At 41.1% G+C, this 17,577-nt stretch carries 38 protein-coding genes; 4 read left to right on the forward strand and 34 right to left on the reverse strand.

What is annotated here, in order from left to right; translation table 11 throughout:
- From CF394_RS00695 to CF394_RS00820, 30 genes are all read right to left on the reverse strand, one after another.
- The coding region (locus CF394_RS00695) for a phage portal protein (RefSeq protein WP_094941359.1) at nt 1-812 on the reverse strand (812 nt) is incomplete at its 3' end.
- A gap of 15 nt (nt 813-827) precedes the next feature.
- On the reverse strand, nt 828-2,483 hold the full coding sequence (locus CF394_RS00700) for a terminase TerL endonuclease subunit (RefSeq protein ID WP_094941360.1): 1,656 nt from the start codon (nt 2,481-2,483) through the stop codon (nt 828-830).
- Complete coding sequence (locus tag CF394_RS00705) at nt 2,452-2,796, reverse strand: hypothetical protein (protein WP_094941361.1); 345 nt, start codon at nt 2,794-2,796, stop codon at nt 2,452-2,454. Before CF394_RS00705 ends, CF394_RS00700 begins: the two co-directional genes overlap by 32 nt.
- Before the next feature lie 124 nt (nt 2,797-2,920).
- Complete coding sequence (locus CF394_RS00710; protein ID WP_094941362.1) at nt 2,921-3,241, reverse strand: HNH endonuclease; 321 nt, start codon at nt 3,239-3,241, stop codon at nt 2,921-2,923.
- Nucleotides 3,242-3,539: 298 nt separating this feature from the next.
- Nucleotides 3,540-3,956 carry a DUF722 domain-containing protein gene (locus tag CF394_RS00715; RefSeq protein WP_094941363.1) on the reverse strand — a complete coding sequence of 139 codons (417 nt, stop codon included), beginning with the start codon at nt 3,954-3,956 and terminating at the stop codon, nt 3,540-3,542.
- A gap of 28 nt (nt 3,957-3,984) precedes the next feature.
- Nucleotides 3,985-4,365 carry a hypothetical protein gene (locus CF394_RS00720; RefSeq protein ID WP_094941364.1) on the reverse strand — a complete coding sequence of 127 codons (381 nt, stop codon included), beginning with the start codon at nt 4,363-4,365 and terminating at the stop codon, nt 3,985-3,987.
- Nucleotides 4,362-4,568 (reverse strand): hypothetical protein, encoded by a 207-nt coding sequence (locus CF394_RS00725; protein WP_094941365.1) that lies wholly within the window; start codon nt 4,566-4,568, stop codon nt 4,362-4,364. Before CF394_RS00725 ends, CF394_RS00720 begins: the two co-directional genes overlap by 4 nt.
- 15 nt (nt 4,569-4,583) lie before the next feature.
- Nucleotides 4,584-5,159 carry a single-stranded DNA-binding protein gene (gene ssb, locus CF394_RS00730; RefSeq protein ID WP_439332848.1) on the reverse strand — a complete coding sequence of 192 codons (576 nt, stop codon included), beginning with the start codon at nt 5,157-5,159 and terminating at the stop codon, nt 4,584-4,586.
- Nucleotides 5,056-5,475 (reverse strand): hypothetical protein, encoded by a 420-nt coding sequence (locus CF394_RS00735; RefSeq protein WP_094941367.1) that lies wholly within the window; start codon nt 5,473-5,475, stop codon nt 5,056-5,058. Before CF394_RS00735 ends, ssb begins: the two co-directional genes overlap by 104 nt.
- Nucleotides 5,468-5,926 carry a hypothetical protein gene (locus CF394_RS00740; protein ID WP_094941368.1) on the reverse strand — a complete coding sequence of 153 codons (459 nt, stop codon included), beginning with the start codon at nt 5,924-5,926 and terminating at the stop codon, nt 5,468-5,470. The genes CF394_RS00735 and CF394_RS00740 overlap by 8 nt, the downstream gene beginning before the upstream one ends.
- 50 nt (nt 5,927-5,976) lie before the next feature.
- The gene (locus tag CF394_RS00745) at nt 5,977-6,306 is read right to left on the reverse strand and encodes a hypothetical protein (protein WP_094941369.1); all 330 of its coding nucleotides are present in this window, start codon (nt 6,304-6,306) and stop codon (nt 5,977-5,979) included.
- 32 nt (nt 6,307-6,338) lie between these two features.
- A complete protein-coding gene (locus CF394_RS00750; protein WP_094941370.1) occupies nt 6,339-6,632 on the reverse strand; it encodes a hypothetical protein in 294 nt (97 codons plus the stop codon).
- A gap of 169 nt (nt 6,633-6,801) precedes the next feature.
- Entirely contained in the window at nt 6,802-7,083 is a 282-nt protein-coding gene (locus tag CF394_RS00755; RefSeq protein ID WP_094941371.1) for a hypothetical protein, read from the reverse strand.
- Nucleotides 7,084-7,085: 2 nt separating this feature from the next.
- A complete protein-coding gene (locus tag CF394_RS00760; RefSeq protein ID WP_094941372.1) occupies nt 7,086-7,301 on the reverse strand; it encodes a hypothetical protein in 216 nt (71 codons plus the stop codon).
- A 43-nt stretch (nt 7,302-7,344) separates the two neighbouring features.
- Nucleotides 7,345-7,491, reverse strand: coding sequence for a hypothetical protein (locus tag CF394_RS15685; protein ID WP_165767416.1), 147 nt, complete (start codon nt 7,489-7,491; stop codon nt 7,345-7,347).
- A 20-nt stretch (nt 7,492-7,511) separates the two neighbouring features.
- The gene (locus CF394_RS00765; RefSeq protein WP_094941373.1) at nt 7,512-7,769 is read right to left on the reverse strand and encodes a hypothetical protein; all 258 of its coding nucleotides are present in this window, start codon (nt 7,767-7,769) and stop codon (nt 7,512-7,514) included.
- Nucleotides 7,770-7,798: 29 nt separating this feature from the next.
- Nucleotides 7,799-7,990 carry a hypothetical protein gene (locus CF394_RS00770; RefSeq protein WP_094941374.1) on the reverse strand — a complete coding sequence of 64 codons (192 nt, stop codon included), beginning with the start codon at nt 7,988-7,990 and terminating at the stop codon, nt 7,799-7,801.
- A 42-nt stretch (nt 7,991-8,032) separates the two neighbouring features.
- On the reverse strand, nt 8,033-8,185 hold the full coding sequence (locus tag CF394_RS15690; protein WP_165767417.1) for a hypothetical protein: 153 nt from the start codon (nt 8,183-8,185) through the stop codon (nt 8,033-8,035).
- On the reverse strand, nt 8,182-8,382 hold the full coding sequence (locus CF394_RS00775) for a hypothetical protein (protein ID WP_079345437.1): 201 nt from the start codon (nt 8,380-8,382) through the stop codon (nt 8,182-8,184). The genes CF394_RS15690 and CF394_RS00775 overlap by 4 nt, the downstream gene beginning before the upstream one ends.
- Before the next feature lie 11 nt (nt 8,383-8,393).
- Nucleotides 8,394-8,816 (reverse strand): RusA family crossover junction endodeoxyribonuclease, encoded by a 423-nt coding sequence (locus CF394_RS00780; RefSeq protein WP_094941375.1) that lies wholly within the window; start codon nt 8,814-8,816, stop codon nt 8,394-8,396.
- Nucleotides 8,758-9,027, reverse strand: coding sequence for a hypothetical protein (locus CF394_RS15600; RefSeq protein ID WP_133079783.1), 270 nt, complete (start codon nt 9,025-9,027; stop codon nt 8,758-8,760). Before CF394_RS15600 ends, CF394_RS00780 begins: the two co-directional genes overlap by 59 nt.
- A gap of 12 nt (nt 9,028-9,039) precedes the next feature.
- Nucleotides 9,040-9,294, reverse strand: coding sequence for a hypothetical protein (locus CF394_RS00785; RefSeq protein ID WP_094941376.1), 255 nt, complete (start codon nt 9,292-9,294; stop codon nt 9,040-9,042).
- 55 nt (nt 9,295-9,349) lie between these two features.
- Nucleotides 9,350-10,063, reverse strand: coding sequence for a hypothetical protein (locus CF394_RS00790; protein WP_094941377.1), 714 nt, complete (start codon nt 10,061-10,063; stop codon nt 9,350-9,352).
- A gap of 57 nt (nt 10,064-10,120) precedes the next feature.
- A complete protein-coding gene (locus CF394_RS00795; protein WP_094941378.1) occupies nt 10,121-10,516 on the reverse strand; it encodes a YfdP family phage-associated protein in 396 nt (131 codons plus the stop codon).
- A 169-nt stretch (nt 10,517-10,685) separates the two neighbouring features.
- Nucleotides 10,686-11,693, reverse strand: a complete 1,008-nt coding sequence (locus tag CF394_RS00800; protein ID WP_094941379.1) for a DnaD domain protein — start codon at nt 11,691-11,693, stop codon at nt 10,686-10,688.
- 102 nt (nt 11,694-11,795) lie between these two features.
- Complete coding sequence (locus tag CF394_RS00805) at nt 11,796-12,212, reverse strand: hypothetical protein (RefSeq protein ID WP_094941380.1); 417 nt, start codon at nt 12,210-12,212, stop codon at nt 11,796-11,798.
- 6 nt (nt 12,213-12,218) lie between these two features.
- Entirely contained in the window at nt 12,219-12,506 is a 288-nt protein-coding gene (locus CF394_RS00810) for a hypothetical protein (RefSeq protein ID WP_094941381.1), read from the reverse strand.
- 5 nt (nt 12,507-12,511) lie between these two features.
- Nucleotides 12,512-12,667, reverse strand: coding sequence for a hypothetical protein (locus CF394_RS15695; RefSeq protein ID WP_165767418.1), 156 nt, complete (start codon nt 12,665-12,667; stop codon nt 12,512-12,514).
- Nucleotides 12,664-13,422 carry a Rha family transcriptional regulator gene (locus CF394_RS00815; protein ID WP_094941382.1) on the reverse strand — a complete coding sequence of 253 codons (759 nt, stop codon included), beginning with the start codon at nt 13,420-13,422 and terminating at the stop codon, nt 12,664-12,666. Before CF394_RS00815 ends, CF394_RS15695 begins: the two co-directional genes overlap by 4 nt.
- Nucleotides 13,419-13,676 (reverse strand): hypothetical protein, encoded by a 258-nt coding sequence (locus tag CF394_RS00820; protein ID WP_094941383.1) that lies wholly within the window; start codon nt 13,674-13,676, stop codon nt 13,419-13,421. The genes CF394_RS00815 and CF394_RS00820 overlap by 4 nt, the downstream gene beginning before the upstream one ends.
- 69 nt (nt 13,677-13,745) lie before the next feature.
- Here CF394_RS00820 and CF394_RS00825 point away from each other — a divergent pair, with 69 nt between their 5' ends.
- Entirely contained in the window at nt 13,746-14,165 is a 420-nt protein-coding gene (locus CF394_RS00825) for a hypothetical protein (protein ID WP_094941384.1), read from the forward strand.
- 16 nt (nt 14,166-14,181) lie between these two features.
- On the opposite strand, the gene CF394_RS00830 is transcribed toward CF394_RS00825, so the two are convergent.
- The 4 genes from CF394_RS00830 to CF394_RS00845 are packed head-to-tail and all read right to left on the reverse strand — an operon-like array spanning nt 14,182 to nt 15,254.
- Complete coding sequence (locus CF394_RS00830; RefSeq protein ID WP_094941385.1) at nt 14,182-14,436, reverse strand: hypothetical protein; 255 nt, start codon at nt 14,434-14,436, stop codon at nt 14,182-14,184.
- Nucleotides 14,433-14,771: a hypothetical protein gene (locus tag CF394_RS00835; RefSeq protein ID WP_094941386.1), complete on the reverse strand. Its 339-nt coding sequence runs from the start codon at nt 14,769-14,771 to the stop codon at nt 14,433-14,435. The genes CF394_RS00830 and CF394_RS00835 overlap by 4 nt, the downstream gene beginning before the upstream one ends.
- A 23-nt stretch (nt 14,772-14,794) precedes the next feature.
- Complete coding sequence (locus CF394_RS00840) at nt 14,795-15,019, reverse strand: helix-turn-helix domain-containing protein (RefSeq protein ID WP_094941387.1); 225 nt, start codon at nt 15,017-15,019, stop codon at nt 14,795-14,797.
- A gap of 1 nt (nt 15,020) precedes the next feature.
- Nucleotides 15,021-15,254 (reverse strand): helix-turn-helix transcriptional regulator, encoded by a 234-nt coding sequence (locus CF394_RS00845; RefSeq protein WP_094941388.1) that lies wholly within the window; start codon nt 15,252-15,254, stop codon nt 15,021-15,023.
- A 144-nt stretch (nt 15,255-15,398) separates the two neighbouring features.
- Between CF394_RS00845 and CF394_RS00850 the strand changes: the two genes are divergently transcribed.
- Genes CF394_RS00850 through CF394_RS00860 form a run of 3 tightly spaced genes read left to right on the forward strand, consistent with a single transcriptional unit; the run spans nt 15,399 to nt 17,386 of the window.
- Complete coding sequence (locus tag CF394_RS00850) at nt 15,399-15,725, forward strand: helix-turn-helix domain-containing protein (protein ID WP_094941389.1); 327 nt, start codon at nt 15,399-15,401, stop codon at nt 15,723-15,725.
- A 9-nt stretch (nt 15,726-15,734) separates the two neighbouring features.
- Nucleotides 15,735-16,211: an ImmA/IrrE family metallo-endopeptidase gene (locus CF394_RS00855; protein ID WP_094941390.1), complete on the forward strand. Its 477-nt coding sequence runs from the start codon at nt 15,735-15,737 to the stop codon at nt 16,209-16,211.
- Complete coding sequence (locus CF394_RS00860; protein WP_094941391.1) at nt 16,208-17,386, forward strand: tyrosine-type recombinase/integrase; 1,179 nt, start codon at nt 16,208-16,210, stop codon at nt 17,384-17,386. Before CF394_RS00855 ends, CF394_RS00860 begins: the two co-directional genes overlap by 4 nt.
- Nucleotides 17,387-17,577: the final 191 nt, after the last annotated feature.

The following is a 17,577-nucleotide window of genomic DNA, read 5'->3' on the forward strand; positions in this document are numbered from 1 at the left end:
TTTAGCAAGCCTTTAGGAATATTAAAGGCCATGGCCACAAAATCAAAAACATCATCTGCCAAGGCGCGAATGTCTCGGCTATCAATCTTGCTAGAGGATGAGCTTGAATCTGCCGGGGTCAAAGCGGTCCCCTTCTGAATCGGCCACATCGAATCGCCATCTGAGGAAAAGAATTTTTTGAACTGTTCCCCTAGTGCGCCGACCGTTTCTTCAATTTCCTCTTCGGTCTGTGCAATCAAAGTTTCAATTTCCAAAAAATATTTCTTACTGTTCTTTTTCCGGTAGCTGGACATTGATGCTCCAAGTAATTTGCCATAGCTGCTATAAAGTGAATCAATGACTCTAGACATCTTTTCATTGTTCAATCGGAAATGAAATACGTCCTGCTCGTTGAATACCTTATCAAATGAGAAATCATTGATTGTCACCTTACGGTAGAGATTGGGCTTTAGTGCAAATTTCACTTGCTCCCAATCATCGGCAATAAAGATTTCATCGCCTTGCATGACAGCGAGCACCTCATTGTTATAGACAAGGTTTGAAACGAATTGATGGATAAACTCACTAGCATTTTGATTTTTATTTGGCTGTACATTAAACATGTAATGCGTATTGGCCTTTTTGATTTTTCCTTCTTCATATGTCTTGAACCGAGCTTTCAACATCGCGTTGGCAATCAAGTTGATGCTAGCGTTTATAGCCAAGTTCTTGAAGTGCAACTCAAGTGATACTTGAGCTAAATAGATCTCCTTGTACTGTTGTTTCGTCTCTTCGTCTGCATTAGAAAAACCGAGCCATTCTAAAAACTTCACGCCCTCCTCCCCCTTCTAAAAATTCATACTCTTGTACACTTTCAGCTTGGTAGGCTCTTTGAGTTCCCCATCACTGTTTAGTGCATGCAAAAATGCGAAAAACCCATCTGTTTTCCGCTTCTCTTTATCAATCTTCAAATATTCGATATTGCCGTTTCCTTTTTCCTCTTTGTATACATTACCTACGTACCAGCGCATTAATGGATCGTCGCCAAATACGAGATTCTTCTTCACAAATAACTCTTCCACTAAAGGCGATAACTTGGCATGAGTTGCTGGACCTTTACGTACAATGTTGATTTCGAATCCAACTCGTTCGAATTCTTCTTTTAAAATTGTAGACCGGTATTGGTCCATGTTGATTTGTTTGATGCGGAACTTTTTCGCCACGTCCAAGAACCAACCTGATGCATGTTTCGCATCGATAGAATCTTCATACACAACCGTGAGTAAACCTTTTTCAATTGCCAGTGCAATGATTTCAGGATTTATTTGCTGTAGTTTAGGCGCTGTGTGATGCATGAAAGTATGTTGAATCCAGTAACGTTTTCCATCCTTTCGGAACAATAAACCAACTGAACAAAAATCTCGTATCTGTGCAAAATCGATACCACCTATACATTCGATTCCTTTGATGTTATCTGGTATAGGTTGATTGGTCGCAAGGACTTCTTTATACGTAGCGACTTCTTTTCGTGTATCGTCTACAGGGCAGTTCATCCGTTTCGTCAAGAACTCGATTCGCATGGCAGAATTGAACTGCATGTCATGATATTCAGTCTGCATCTCACGCTGCAGATGTTTGTTATATGGATACGATGGGTTAGCCTTCGCCCACATCTTTTCATCTTGAACTTCTTCTAGATCATCAAGACGACAAATGAACGGTAGCAAGGTAGAACGAGGAAGCTCTTTTGCTAAAACCATTTTCGCTTCTTCTTTTAAGTCATCTAACACCCCACCTCTCACGTAGCCCTCAGTAGTAATATAAAAGGTTCGCGGATCAGGTTTCTTCCCTAGACCAGAAGTGAATACTTTAACATTGGAATAATCTTCGTACTCATGCATTTCGTCAAATACGATACAGCCGCTTCGCTTCCCGTCTTTAGTGCGGGCGTTCGAAGTATTGTAATTGAGCTTAGATTTTGTTTTGTAATGTTGGATGAGCATCTTCGATTTGTAGAAGACTTTTTTCAGCTTGCTCCATTTTGCATCTAATGCGTTAAACACATCTTCAAATGAAGTCTTCGCTTGATTTTCTGATGTGGCCACGATGTCAATGTCATAACCTCGAATACCATGGTGACCGCTCATCATAAAGAATGAATTCCACGCGATATATCCATTCTTGCCGGCTCCACGTCCGATAATGATAAGTATGCGGTCAAACAATAGATGTCCTTCTGCATCTCTCACGCCAAATATGAGAGCATTTAAAAAACGCTGCCACGGGAACAGTTCAAAATCGAAATAAGGTTTCGGTTTGTTGATACTGTCATCGATTATTTGATGGTCGATTTGTATTCCAGGTTGGTCAAGCTTCCATTCCACAAATTCGACCAGTTGTTTTTGTTCCTCACACACCACGATTTCGCCATTTTTCACTTGATTTAAGTATTCATCAATGTGCGGATTGTACTTAAATGTCGTCGTCTTCAGAATCATCGTCATCATCTATTTTCTTTGCGTAATTGATGAGCTGATTATAAATGGCTGTGTAACGATTGATCATGGTGTTATAGCTTTTCTGGGAGGGGTTCTCCACAATCATCTCTTGGGACCCATTCTTAAATTTATAAGTGGGGCCTCTCAGCTGAATGTCCGCTTCCAAGATTTCAAGTTGAACTGTCATGAATGCCGCACGCTCGATTAATTCTTTCACGACCTCCCTATCTTTTTCCGGAAGCGAGTTGAAGATCAGCCGCAGACGGTCGATTTCTACCTGCGTAATTTCTTCCTGTTTCTTCCTGCTCATTTTTGCCATGTGTACCACCCCCCCTTCATGTGAGAATTCGAGAAAATATTTTGACCGCTCTCCCCCTACCGTTTAAATGTCCCCCAAAAATCTCCATTTGATTTCGACCCGGGGGTGGTTATGGGGAAAGTATTTACCATCTTTCTTCATTTGCAATAAACTTTTCAATGTTTTGTGGTCCAACTCTTTCGTGTTCGATGTTATGGCATTGGTTGCATAAGCTTATTAAGTTTGAAAGTGTAAGCGCTAGTCTTGGTACGTGTTTAACTTCTTTAATATGATGGACACATTCCGCTCTGCGATACTTGCCTTTCTTTCTGCAGTGTTGGCATTCATTCTTGTCACGTCGCAAGGCGAGTACCCGAGTCTCTCTCCATTCCCTTGTCCAATAAAACTTTTCAGGCGTGCCGATACTTATCCAATACAGCAGCCGCTTCAAGAATAGTTCATGCATAGCGCACCTCTATTCAAAACGTATTGTGTGCACATAAAAAGGCAGCCTAGTTGGCCGCCTTGGTTGTTAGTGTGTGCCGCTTCACATTGGCAGTGACACCAGACAGATATGCTTTATCCGTCTTCAGTTGTTTAGTATACGTTCAATATCCAGTTGTAGTGATTAGCTGATGAAGAATACACTACTATTGCGTCAGAGCTAATCATGAGTGTATGTACGTTGGTTCCGTTATACGAAACCCCCACACTATCAACATACAGGAAAAGTGCTACCCGAAAGTACCATTTGCGTACCATTTTCATTTCCAACCCAATCGGTCTGCAATCTCTTTGATGATCTCGTTTCGCCATCTAAAGAGTGTTGTACGGCCAATCTCAAGCTCCATTGCAACCCCTTCCCACGTCTTCTTGTTACGTGTCCAGTAGACCATATGAACAAGCTGCTTCGGTTTCTCTTCGAGACGATCATACACAGATGTAATCGCATCTTCTATCCGCTCCAACTCTCTGAGTCTACGGTCCATTACGATACGTGCCGCTTTAGCGGATGTTGGGTCAGAGACCATCGAACCTCTGCTCCCAACCAGTTCTTCTGACATCGTCGGATACATCAGCTCTTCTCGTCTCTTGGCTATCTCTTTCTGAGTCTCATGATAATTTGCTAGCTCCGCTTCGACATGTTTGAAAGTACTCGGCTTCAATCCGTTGTTCCTCATCTAGTTGTCTCCCCCTTGTCGAACTGGTTTAGATGATTTTTCTTACTGGATATTGTGGCATTCGATTAGTCACTTGATGGTTGAGCTTTTTGATTTGATGAATCGGATGTCTCAATCTCACATGGATAAGCTTAGCTGGTTGTTGGCGTGAGCCTTTCAAAGCGTCTTCTTTTCGATTGATCTCGACTATCTCTTCATACAGGACACCGAATGCGTCTCTGAGAATTTGTGCGACAACCTTCAGTGATTCTCCTATAGCTGCACCTATACTTACCCAAGCCTCTGCAGCTTGTTTAATTGAATCGTTATAATGTACTTCCGTCACGTCTTGAGATAATGAAACTATTTGTTCAAGATCTTCATGCTCGGGAAACAGCAGATTTTTTAAATCCGGTAAGTAACTACTCATTCAACACCCTCCAATACAGTCAACTCCACCTTTACGATTCGGTAGTCTTTCCCGCACTTTCGTATCTTAAATTCAAATTCTGCCACCCATCGCTCATCGAATGTCAACGCCTGTTCGTATGATGTACGCTGGTGATTACCTGGGTATCTACGATCTGTACCAAATACGAATTTACCTGTTCGCTTGTTCTGGATAGCATACATTTAGTCACATCCCATCTAGAATGGCAAATCGTCGTCAGTGACTTCAATAGGCCCATTACCCGCAAACGGATCATCATCAATCCTTGTATCGTTCTCTGGTCGATGTTTCCCATCGTCGCGACGGCTATAACTGTTCTGTTGGTTCTGAGGTTTCTGTTGCCCGTCTGATGGAGTAGATGTTTCATTACCTGAATCACTTCGACTGTTTCTAGGTTCCAAGAATTGAACTGAATCTGCGACAACTTCTGTTGTATAGACACGTTTGCCATCCTGCCCTTCATAGCTGCCTGTCTGGATACGTCCTTCAATTCCAGCGAGTGAGCCTTTCTTCAAAAAGTTCGCGCTGTTCTCCGCCTGTTTTCGCCATACTAGGACGTTAATAAAGTCTGCTTCCCGTTCTCCGGATTGATTCGAGAATGTGCGATTGACGGCCAACGTGAAGCGGCACACGGCCACTCCATTCGGCGTATAACGTAACTCAGGATCCTTAGTGAGTCTCCCCACTAGCACTACTCTGTTTATCATGTCGTTTCCTCCACTCTCTGATTCCCTCTGTCGTATAGGTAGCAGCAACATCCATTGGAATTCCATTGTTCACGCGACTCACATATGTCGAATAACAAATGCCGTTCATCTCTGCTATCTCTTTGTATTTGCTGTGGTCCATAACTGGTTTCCGGTCTTTCTTGCTCTCCACTTCATCATCAAACGGTACGATTTCTCGTCCTTTAAGTCTGAGTAACTCTTTTCCAAGCTCTACGGTACGCTTTGAGGCGTCACAACAATCCAATTCGCTAGACTTAACTTTGGCACCGGCTCTACATTTCTCACATCGTTGGTGACTTAACTCGTTCATCTCTTTGATGATGGCCATCCGTTTCTTGTTCAGGTCCTTACGTCTACTCATCTACGATCACGGCATTTCCGATGATTGAGTCGATATCCTCAGCAAGCTCTTGAGTGCGTTCTCCTTCATCGAACCGTGCCTGCAGCTGCTCCAAGTTGAAAAGGTTGAAGTGGTTGCTCTTCATGTAGAGCCTACGATAATAGTTCATCTTCTTTTCAATCTCTACCCAGTCATGCGAGCTCACTGTCTGCTCCACGGGTTGCGGTATAATTTTTAACTCTTCAGGCTCAACAAACTCCATTTCAAGGAAGCGGCCCCAGTTCTCATGTTCGTCATCTACTAATTGACCTGAATCAATGAATCTCTGAACGGTATTCTCAAACGCTTCAAACTTTGGCTCATCTAAATGCATACAGATGACATGCACTCGGTTCTGGTATGCCCAACCCATTATCTTTTCTTTCGAGGCGTTAGTACCTACAAGTTCATTCATCTTATCGATAACTTTCATTTTCGTGCCTCCTATTTGATCAAAACAGTCATAGTGTCCACATCTAGAATCTAGTATTCGGTAGACGCAATGATAAATGGTTCTTCTTGAGTTGCTTGAAGTTCGATTTTTAGCCAATCTAGTATCTTGCATCGAAACTCATTTTCTTTTAAGACTTCCTCTCCTAGTACGCTGATAGTGCGTACCCTGTCGTCGTCACTTAAATCTCCTGTGAACACACGTATTTCTTTCGATAAATCGACAATACCTTCGAAGTGTTCTTCGATTTCTTCACGCTCGATAAATGCCTCGTAAAAGTCTTTAGCTGCTTCTTCGCTCGTAGCAGCTACTAGATCGCAGTCATTCATTTTATACACTTTCCAACCTTTTACTTCATTCATTTTCATTCTCCTTTTCTATAGCGTTTTTTATGTCAATTGTCGGGTGATTCGTATTCTTTAAGAACCTTCATATGGTATTGAATGATTCTCTTTTGCATAACAGGATCTTGAAGTTTCAAAGTAGGTAACATCTTTTTATGCTCTGGACAAAAATCATGGCCACCGGATTCATGAGCACAATCTCGACATATAGGTAAATCACATGTTCCTGTGACCTGCCCTTTATGCGACACCCAAAAATATTCCGTCACAAAATCACAAAGTTGTGTGGCTTCTCGCTTTCTGCAGATAGCACATGGGTTTTCAAAAACCTTTGGATCATTCACCTTTCACCACTCCTGACTATGTCATATGCCTAGTTTCTTCAGCTGATCTTGGAGCTTATTTAAAATGTAAAATGTATACTTCCAAACTCCCATGCGACCAAGCATTACAATCAATAGCCTTTCAAGTCTTTTCATCAAAAATGGTATATTGTCGTTGTTCTTCATTTTTTCACCTGCATCCTGCGCCATGCTCTTCAGGTCCACTCATGACCCTTACCAATTCGTCAAACTCTTCCTGTGTGTCATTTGAAGGATGAAATCTTTCAATCACTTCAGTGAACGGTTTGATGTAATATTTGAGAATCAGCTCACCATCTTCTCTGCTATTCACATTTCCTGTAGCATTGTTTAGATATTCTTCTCTAGTCATGTTGTAATGAGTGACTGTATCGACGACGGTGGAAAACCGACAGTACAGACCGTTTGGTTGTTGTGCTATAAATCCTCCCACTTTTACTCCCCCTGTGGTCGTGGTCTTATGCCATATCGTGAGTCTGGCATAGTTAAACTTTTACCGTAGTAATTCAGAAAACCTTCGATAACTTTTTGGTCATTTTTCGAATAACTTGCACTGCACTCTTCTGCGATTGGTCTAGGAACTTTATACTCCTCCACAAGTTTTTCTGCAAATGCGTCAAAAACTACTTCTTCTTTTTCAAATGAGTACATTTTCATTCTCCTTTTCAATCGTTTAGTTTGGTTCATCTGCGTATCAAATCGCCCAATAAGTTTCATCTGTTTCAAAGATGAAATATCCATCCTTATTGCAAAACGAACATTCTTTCATAATCTGATCTTCAAATACCGATTTCGGATGAAATTCCCCACAATTCTCGCACTGAGTATCCACAATGCTCATATCAAAACCCTCCTAGCCGGTTAGCTATAGACACTTGCTGCAGGTACTTCCAAAGCCCATTTTGTGCCTTCTTCCGTATTTAGCCAAGCATCGATTTTTGCGTGCTGATCTACTCGCTTAACACCTGACAGCTCTTTCAATTTAATAAGTGGCAGAAGTTTTCTGCCCTTACCTGGGATTGATACTTCATAAACGCCACCAATCAATTTGCTACCTCTTCGTCTTGTCAGTGTCGCTTTATGTTCAATGAGATTGTTTTCTGATTGTGTCTTTTTCATTTATTTCACTCCTCTTCAGTTTGGTCGTACTATGCGCAAACTAATTCAGATTCAATACCATCATCAGATAAGAAATCACACAGTATGTCTAAATCACCACTTGCTACGACCATATCCCACGCAAGTCCTTCATAGCCATATTCCTCTTCAAGTGTTACAACTGCTTTATTAAAATTTGTAAATTCAAATTCACCATGATTTACTACTAATTTTTGCTTCATAATCTTCTCCTCCTTAATCAACTGTTTGTGTCTTATGTCCGGCTATTTGGACCTCTTGCCCTTATCAAATCCCTTTTTGTATGTTGATTTGAGTAGGTAAGCATCTACATGACTTGAAGCGGCTACCCCTACAATCACTCCGAGTAGTGCGGCTAGTGGTATAAACAAACCTGTCTCGACAAGAAGGTCAATCATGTATAGCACCTCGTCTGTTTGACGTAGTCTTCAAGTTCTTGAGTGATGACCGCTATGCAGCGACATTCGTGACATGTGATAAGTCGGCCTGCTTTGATGCCTACTTCCGCATCTTTATGGATAATGATGAGCTTTTGGCATTCTAGATTTCCGCAAAGTAATGCGAGATTCCCAAGATCCTTGCGATAATTTCTCATCCCCTTCACCCCTACCAGATGATTTTGACTACCACTTTCGGTTGTTCGGCGTAATATTTACGTACCGTGAGCTTTGTGATCTGCGAGTCATCCTTGTACATGATGCCGTTCAGCGCATCTTTTATTCCTTTGGCGTAGTTGTCGACATCCGGGCGACCAATCGGAAGTATCTCTTGGTTGATGGCCGCTTCACGCTTCGCCTTGGAAAACGATTTAAGAAGCGGTTTGCAGACATCGATACACATCTCGATTGGTCCTTCAATCGGTTGTTGCGGTCTATGTTTATTGGCTTCATGCGCTACAGCCATTTTGTAATAACGCGAAGCAGGTGGGTCAATGGCACGTTTCACCTTGTTTTTCGAGGAGAAACGCGGTCTACCTTGTGCGACTGGCTCTCCCAATACCTCGAATAGGATTTCGTTTTTCATGGTCATGTCGTTTCTTTCGCTCCCCCTGCACTGGTATGCCGTTCTTATTAGTTGCCGCTTCGGTTGCTAGTTTGTCAGTCGTGAAAATATTTACTTTTTCTATACGCACCTGTCGGTAACCAAGACGTTCGAGCTCTTTGATTTCCTGAGCGTTGAACATGCCGCTTGTTACGATGCGTTCACGGTCTACTCGTTTTGCGAAGGTATGAATCAGCATGTTGCTTCACCTTCACTCTCGCACTTTGAATTCTTTTGGAGATTCGCGGTAGATTGCTCCTACAAGCGTTGCATCACCTGTTTTTAAAATGGTCATAAGTGTATATTTTTCTTCACGTAATCTATCAATATTTTCCTTTGTCTTTTGAACTTCCGCACCCAATTTTTCAGAATATGCCACATTACTCTCAATACTCTCATCGATACAATTTAACTTGTACTGAATTAGCTCAGTAACTAAAGGATTTAACGTCTTGTTTTCACTCATTTTTAGCACTCCCTATTATTTGTTTTAAAAAGGGGCGATTAAGCCCCAGTTTGAGTTAGTCGATGACAATGACCTTACCTGCTTCAATCTCTTTTTCTAGCGCTTCTTCAAGATAGTTAGCGATGTTCGCCATGGCATTCAGCTCCCATGCACCACCATCGGCTTCAAAGAGTGCCGCTAGTCCACCTTCTTTTAAGCGCAGTAGGAAGCTAGATTCTGGCTGTGACACCTCTGCGAATGTGCGGAACGGTTTCAGGTTGAGCGTTTTTGGTATTTCGATATTACCCATTGCGGCAACACCCGTTTTCGCCACTACACGTTGACTCAACCCATCATCCGTCTTTGCAACTGACTGATCCTCTACAACGTTACTGACAACTTTGATTGCAAATGCTTTGTCTGGATTGTCCACGAAACACGCCGTCAACATGATTTGAAAAGCTTCACGGTCTATAAATCTCTCGAAATGAATCGTTGGCAGCATCGCTTTAGCAGCTAGATAGTTTCGGCGGTCGTTGTCTTTGTTCAACGCGTCGTATACAAAAACTCTAGTAGGAGACTCGACGTGTACCATGAACTTGCGATCTGTATCGAACTGCGATTGGACGTATTCAACGACTCCTGAAAGGCTACGAACGTTCAATGCTTCCACATCGCGCTCTATATCGATGCGTGTGAAGTGATTTTCAGTGACAAATGTCTTCCCTGCAGCTTCGAAGCTCTCTGGGCGTTTCAAATCTAGTAAGTAATTGATAAATTCTTTTAACATGTGATTTCCTCTTTTCGTTTTGGTTTGGTTTGGTTTTATGTGATGGTCATGTGATGATTATTTGAATTTGACAACTTTGTTATCAGTCGCTGCAGCTTCTGTTTCCTCGACTGGTTCGCCGGTATCTGTTTTGACGGTCCCTGCATCATCAAAGAATGATTGACCAGGAATGCCACTATGCAGCTCTTTACCGATGATCTGCTTCCCTTGATAACCGAGTAAGATTTGAGTCTCCACCGCTTTTGCAGGCGCAAGTGATGATTTTGCAGTTACCTGGGTTGTGACGACATCTCGTGCCTCGTTCGGTTTAAGTTCAATGGTGATCGTCACCTTACGAGATTTCTTGTGGTCGGTGTTCGGGTCTGCGATGTTTTCAAATGCACGCTGTAGCTCCTTGTTTGCTTTCTCAGCAAGCGCTCCCTGTGCGAATTGGTTAAAATCAATGTTTGTCATGTCTTCTGGCTCCCATCTTTGTGATTTCATTGGCTAGTGAGTTCTTCAGTCGTTTGGCGTGGCAGTCATGGCACAGGTATCCGTTCTTTTTTCGTAACGGTTTGCCCTTGTCCCGACAGTCCACACAGTGGTCGACTCGTACAGGTTGGATATGTGGTCTCCGCATCCGTCATCCTCCGATTCGTTTGACCAGTGAAGCAGCAATCCCGTTCTGATTGAGCCCCTTTGTAGCAGCAAGCTCTGCAAGTAACTTCTGACGTTCTGCGTCTAGATCCGCTTCTTCCTCAGCGCTCAACTTCGGCGCTTTGACTTCTTGATTTCCAAGCCACTCCGGTACAGGTTCAGATTTCTTAATTTTTGAAGCGGCTATAAACCTTTTGTTAGCGGACACTACATCATCAATTGTTTTGTGGTTCTTTTCTTTCCAAATTCTCAAGATACCCTCGATGTAGTTAATCTTGGACGCCTCACCTTTTTCAATGGCAACCTGTATAGCGTAGTAGGTAAGTTCAGCTCCGTATTCATCGACCATGTAACCGAGCCTTTGACCGATGTGATGATTTAGATCACGCACATTTTCTTTATAGAATGTTGCGACGTCCCCAAAACTATAAATCTTGGTGGCTTCACTTGGTTCTCCAGAATTTTCATCAGTCGTATTTGAATACATACTCACTGACGAAGCGGGAGCTTCTTCTTCGTTCTGGTTATTGTGTTGGTTATTATTATTATTATTATGTTGGTTATTATTATTGTTATTATTGCGGTTCGGTATGGATACAGTATCGATAGGGTATCCATAAAGCGCGCAAAGTTGGATTAGCGTATCCTTGAAATGCTCGTTTTTGATGGACTTGATTTCCCTATCGATAACCTTAGCGACCTTAGGTGATGTGGCCTTGTTGTACTTGAGCCAGTTGACAATCATGATTTCCGATGTCGTCTCGTCAAATTCGATTTTTCCGTATTCGACAAAACGTTTGATGAGTTTGTTGACCTGCTCGCGGTCCCAACCTAGTTCGAAGGCTGCTAGTTTCACATTGATTTGATAGACACCACTCTGACTGGTGTTGCTATTCGTGAGTAAATAGATAAAAAAGTAACGGTCCTCTGCCGATAGATCCGTGACAAAGTTGTCTTGCCAAAAATCAATCTGTATCTGTCTGTATATAGCCATGTATAGCCCTCCAGTTTTTGATTACCGGACCTCTTCGTGGTATACTAAAGAGGTCCAAAACAACGAAATTCCTTCTGAACTCCCTCTCGTAAGGGAGTTTTTTTATTTGCCATCCGCAATCTGCATAGCCGCTTCAATCGTCTCGATTTTCAATTTCTGCTTGTCGTATGCGTTCTTTGCTTCCCAGTAACGAGATGCATCTTTGCTTGGATTCTCATCGGCAACTTCTTCTTGCAACTCATACAAGATCTCCTTCTCTTCTTCACGCCATCTCTCGAGCTTGACTTTCGTTTCTACCTTATGGTCATGGCGTGTGATGATGATATACTCCCCGTGTTTCACCTCAAAAGGCATGGTTCTTCCCAGGCACGCATAGACACAATTTTCATAGACAGCAACCACTGTAGGATTTAGACCATCAACTCGCTCGTTTTCTCCTCTTATGATTGCAATTTTGTCACCAAGTCGTGCTGCATTCGGCGGAACATTTCCTTGTAATTCACGAACCGGATTTTTCATATCGCTTTATTCTCCCTTCAACTCATAGATTGTAAATAGATTGATATACTTCGATGTCATCAAGTTCACACGCTGCACAATCGGTCCGTCCGCTTCGTTGTCCGACTGATAGACATTCCGAATGCTTTTATCGGTTATCGCTTCGAACACGTCATTGTCGACATGTATGTGCCAGATGTGACCGCCCGAATCATCGCGCTTCAAATAGATTTCCTTGATTCGGACAATCTCGACAAGTTCCGATACTTTTTTGAGTACACTCTCGACTGCTTTAAATCCCTCACGCTGATACATCTGACTCATACCCCTGTCACCAGACTTGAGACCATGACGATCATCACGATCAACATCATCAAAGCGATTGGGCCAAAGAACCAAAGTTGGTCTGATTTATGGACCGATTCAGGCTTTTCAGAGATGAAGAAATGAACTAACTTTTCATGTAGTTGCTTCATGCGCTTTCCTCTCTTTCAATCATTGGTACGATACCCTGCGACTTTAAGAAGTCGTAAAGGAATAGACGACCCTTTTGAGTCCACTTTGTGTTTATTTTTGAATATTCCTCGTCAAGCGCATATGTGCTGGTCTGTGTATAGCCTCTATCTTGATACTTGGCATATAGTAGCCATACTCCACCTTGCTTGTATTGAATACCGAACTTATGAAGCAGTTGATTAAATTTAGGCGCTCCCATGCCGTAATCTTTACCGATCTGGGTTGCTGTCAGTAAAGACTTGTTCTGCAGAATTAGATCATAATAGGTCGCTTTCGGCTTGAGCTCCATGACCTGTTGTTCTAGTACGAGATTCTTTGTCTCGATCCGTTCGCGTTTCTCCACTTCTTCTAAAAGAGCAACAAGTGCTTCTTTGTAGGATGTGGGCAAACGATGCGCGAGTTGTTTTTCCATCTCTTCAAATTTCGTCACATAAGCAGCTGTGAACAAGACACCCTTTTCTCCTGTCATCTTATTCGCTACCATGTCGCAACCTTTTTTGGTGAGTAAATAACAAGGCATCTCTTTGTTTTGAGCGCTTGTATATGTGCTAGGAATAAAGAAGTTTTGAGTCTGCAATTTTGCAGAGTCCAAATAATCGACATATGTTCGGATACTTCTCATCAATTGGTCGTGAGACTTACCTACCATCTCAGCAACATCGCGACTGTCAGTGACTAACTGACCTTCAACAGAAACAACTTTTAATTCGTTCATGCCAAACCCTCCGTTTCTAATGCTTGCGCTATGCATTTTTCATACGAGAACTTATGAAGAGCTTCAAGCTCTTCCTCCAGCTCAGAAATCTTTGCCATAAGAACAAGCTGAACTTGTATATGAATAGGATTATTTAGATCAAGCGAATCGCAATGAGATGCAAGCAACTCGATTTGATGTAAATTTGCATTAATAACTTGTGCTTTCGCGTTTTCAAACTGTTTACTAGTCCAGTCAACGAGGTTTTTAGCCAATTAATTCAACTCCTTAAAGGATTTTCTTCCTCCAATGTCGAAATGTGGAATCGAAGGGAGGTGTTACATATGAATAAAACAGAGAAAGATATTTTACTCGATGAGTTTTATGAATCAAGTGAGCTCTACGAACATTTAGCCACACTCCATCAATACACAATCAAACTTTGTCGTGAGATTATCAGTGTAGGAATCGAAAGTATTGAGCTAAAAGAACTGCGTATAGCTGAGTTGTTTACTATCTATAACTCCGCCAAGTTATTTTTGAGTATTAAAGGTGATTTGACTCATTATGAGTTCACTTCGCTGCTAAGCTTTTGGAAAAATCTATATACCGAATTAGTTTCGTTAGCTGAAGAGAACGACCAGAACACAACTCACTTGGACTCACTAATCGATGAATTCGATGGACAATTTAAAATCGTGAAAGACATGCTCTTGCCCCACATCGAAAGTAAAAGAAAAGCAGCGGAGAATATTCAGAACTAAATTTCACGTCGCGTGATTATTCCGCGGCGTTTTTAATTTTTTTATTTAAAGCATCTTCCTTAATTTGACGAACTGTCTCATCGATAACAAAATTTGTGATGTAGTCTGGAAAAATATATTCTTTCTCAGGGTTGCGTTTCCATGTCTCTAAATCCATGATGGCTTGTTTATGCGTTACGTTTTGTTCTAACGCTTCTTTTTTTAATTCAGAGATAAGTTTTGCGACCCCACCAACCGATTCATGCACTTTATGTCTTGTCTGATAACTCATACCGTTTCCCCCTCCATTTGCTTTGGTTTTAATGCGAAGACTTCCACGCCTTCTACTTCCACCAAACGCTTGTTATAGATCACGTTATGGTCTTTCAATTCACTTTCCGGGTACATCTCAGATAATGTGCTTTCACTGGATATCTGAATGTACTTTCTACCACAGGTATCCATGTAGAGACTAAGGACCTGTACCTGATGCCGAGACTCCAAGTCGTCCATGATGCTTTCAATCTCATTCTGTAGTTCAACGATTCGTTCGATTTGTTCTTTTGCTGCCATTTCCACATCTCCTTTCGTGTAACCGAATGCCGCTTCAATTTCTTCAAGAGACAAATGATCTAACGTCCTTTCAATAATTAGCTATTTATTGTATTTCGGGTTAACTGTGTAACGTTTTGCAAGTCGGTAAAATCTTTACCGTTGTTTCTGCGGATAAAATCTTCAAGTTCGTAACAAGTCACTTTTAATCTACCGAGTTTTAAAGCAGTCAAGTGTCCCGTGTCAATCAGCTTATAAACCATGTTCTTGTTAGTCTTTAGAAACTTTGCAACATCTGAAATGTCATAGAGTTGCGGAGTCATTTCAACCAACCCCTTTCCCGGTTACCGCGTCACCATTTTGGTGACATCTAGGTAAAAAAATTTCATCGATTTTTTTATCGAAGAAAGTTGCTAAAGTGAACATCTCGTCTTGAGTGAATTCGTATTCCCCTCGCTCTTTATGAACGTAAGTCTTAGGGGTGACGCCAATCACCTTTGCCATCTGACTTTTATTAAATCCTGATTTTTCTCTCAAGATTATCAATTTTTCTTGCATACTATCACCTCTTTTTTTCATAGAATATCACCGTATTGGTGACTTGTAAAGTAATAATTGTACTTTTCGAGAAAAAAAGTTCCCAAAACGGTGATTAATGTTATATACTATTGGAAATAATATTGATAGTGGAGGAATGAAAAGATGGAACTTAAAGAGTATATAGGAAAACAGATTAAGAGGTGGAGAGAAGCTAGAGGTTATAGCCAAGAGGATCTCGCTTTAATGATAAACACGACGAAGCAGACTATTTCTAGATATGAGACTGGCGCTCGACACGCAAATCAAGATGTTCTTTTTGATATAGCTAAAGCGTTAAAGGTCTCTATTAATGTCTTCTTCCCTGCTGATCAAGAGGCAAAAGATTCTAAATTAGAAACGATTGCTGCTCATATTGATGATAATGTTACCGATGAAGAGTTGGAAGATATAAAACGTTACATTGAATTTATTAAGTCGCAAAGAAAGTGAGTGCATCCAATGAGAATTGAAGCCCTTATGCTCGAATATCCAGAGCTAACGATTAGAGAGAAAAAACAAATGCCGAAAGGCTTACGTGGTTTAAATAAAGGTTTTCAAATCTTTCTTAATAGAGATGACTCGCTTTATAAAAAACATTTTTTATTAGCAGAAGAAATTGGCCATTATGAAACAACAGCCGGAGATATTACAATGTTGGACAGCATTTCGAAAATTAAAGCCGAGATGGTCGCTAGGCGTTGGGGATATGAAAAAATCATATCATTAGATGACTTAGTTTCGTGTTTTGAAAAAAACCATCTTACTGCAGAGGATGTTTGCCATGATTTTGAAATCGAATCAGATGATTTGAAAGTTATTCTTGATCATTATTTTGATAAGTATGGCCCATCTGTAGAACATAGAGGTTACATAATTAATTTTGATCCATTCATTGCTATCAATATCAAAGATTTGGAAGGAGGTGAATTTATATGAAAGGCGGAGTAAGAAAAAGAGGTAGTAGCTGGTATTACACCTTTGATTTAGGATACGTGCGAGGCAAAAGGAAAAGAATAGAACGTGTAGCTAAAGGTGCTACAACACGAGCGGAAGCTGAACGTATTTTACGTGAAAAAATACAAGAATATGAAAACGCTGGGCATCTCTTTAAACCAACTGAGATTACTGTAACTGATTTCTATGATTATTGGATGCGGGAATATGTGGAGATGAAATTAGAGCCAAATACTCAAGAAAATTATAGAGGTATGATTAAGAATCATATTGTTCCCTACATTGGTGATTACCGCCTGAGAACTATCACACCACATGTGCTTCAAGAACTCGTCAACAACATGATTCGTAAAAAATACGCTCGCAAGACTGTTTCTATATTGTCTACAGTATTAGGAAAATCATTTAAGCATGCTGTGTTTCCTTACAAGTTTATAAATGAAAACCCAATGCAGTATGTTGAAATTCATATGGATACTGAGAGAAAAGCAACCAAAGACAAGCTGAAGATACTAGATCAAAAAGAAGTCAATTTCCTATTTACAAACATCAAAGAAGGGCATCCGTTGTACATCCCTCTTGTTATTGGTTATTTTACAGGCGTACGTGTCGGTGAAGCTTGTGGAATAGAATGGCCACATATCGATTTTAAAGGTGGTCAGATTCGTATAGAGCAACAAATGAAGAAGGAATATTATGAAGTGAACGGAAAAAGGAAAGAGATCTTTGTAATAGGTGAGTTAAAAACAAAATCTTCTTACCGGACGGTTCCGATGGGCAAAAAATTATCGGATATTCTACGCAAAGAACTTACAAAACAAAAACAGAACCAACTACTGTATGGTCCTGCTTATGTCAAATATACAGATCATGATTATGTTATGCGTAAACCTAATGGCGAGAGATACACTCCAAACGTCATAAAATGGCTCACACGACGTTATATCCGAGAAGAGCATAAGATAGACTTCAATTACCATTCGTTGCGTCACACACTTGCTACGACCCTTATTGAGAACGGCATGCAAACAAAAGCAGTTCAAAAGATATTAGGACACAGTAGGGTTTCGGTTACCACTGACACTTACCTTCATTTAACCGAAAAGATGGAACGCGAGGCTGCCGATATTATGGACTCACTTGCAGGTGATTTCTAATTGGTCGGCAACCTGGCGGAAAATCAATGTATGTCGATTATATCAAACACCCAAAGATTCAGTCGCATCAACGGTTTGAATCATCATCCATCTTAAGAACAGCCATGAAGCTTGTTCTTATGGTGGGTAAGTTTCAGAGCGTATTCTATTGTATTTTCTTGTACCTTATTACACCTTACAACACGGCACTT

Source organism: Tetzosporium hominis, assembly GCF_002265435.1.
Taxonomy (GTDB): Bacteria; Bacillota; Bacilli; order Bacillales_A; family Planococcaceae; genus Chryseomicrobium; species Chryseomicrobium hominis.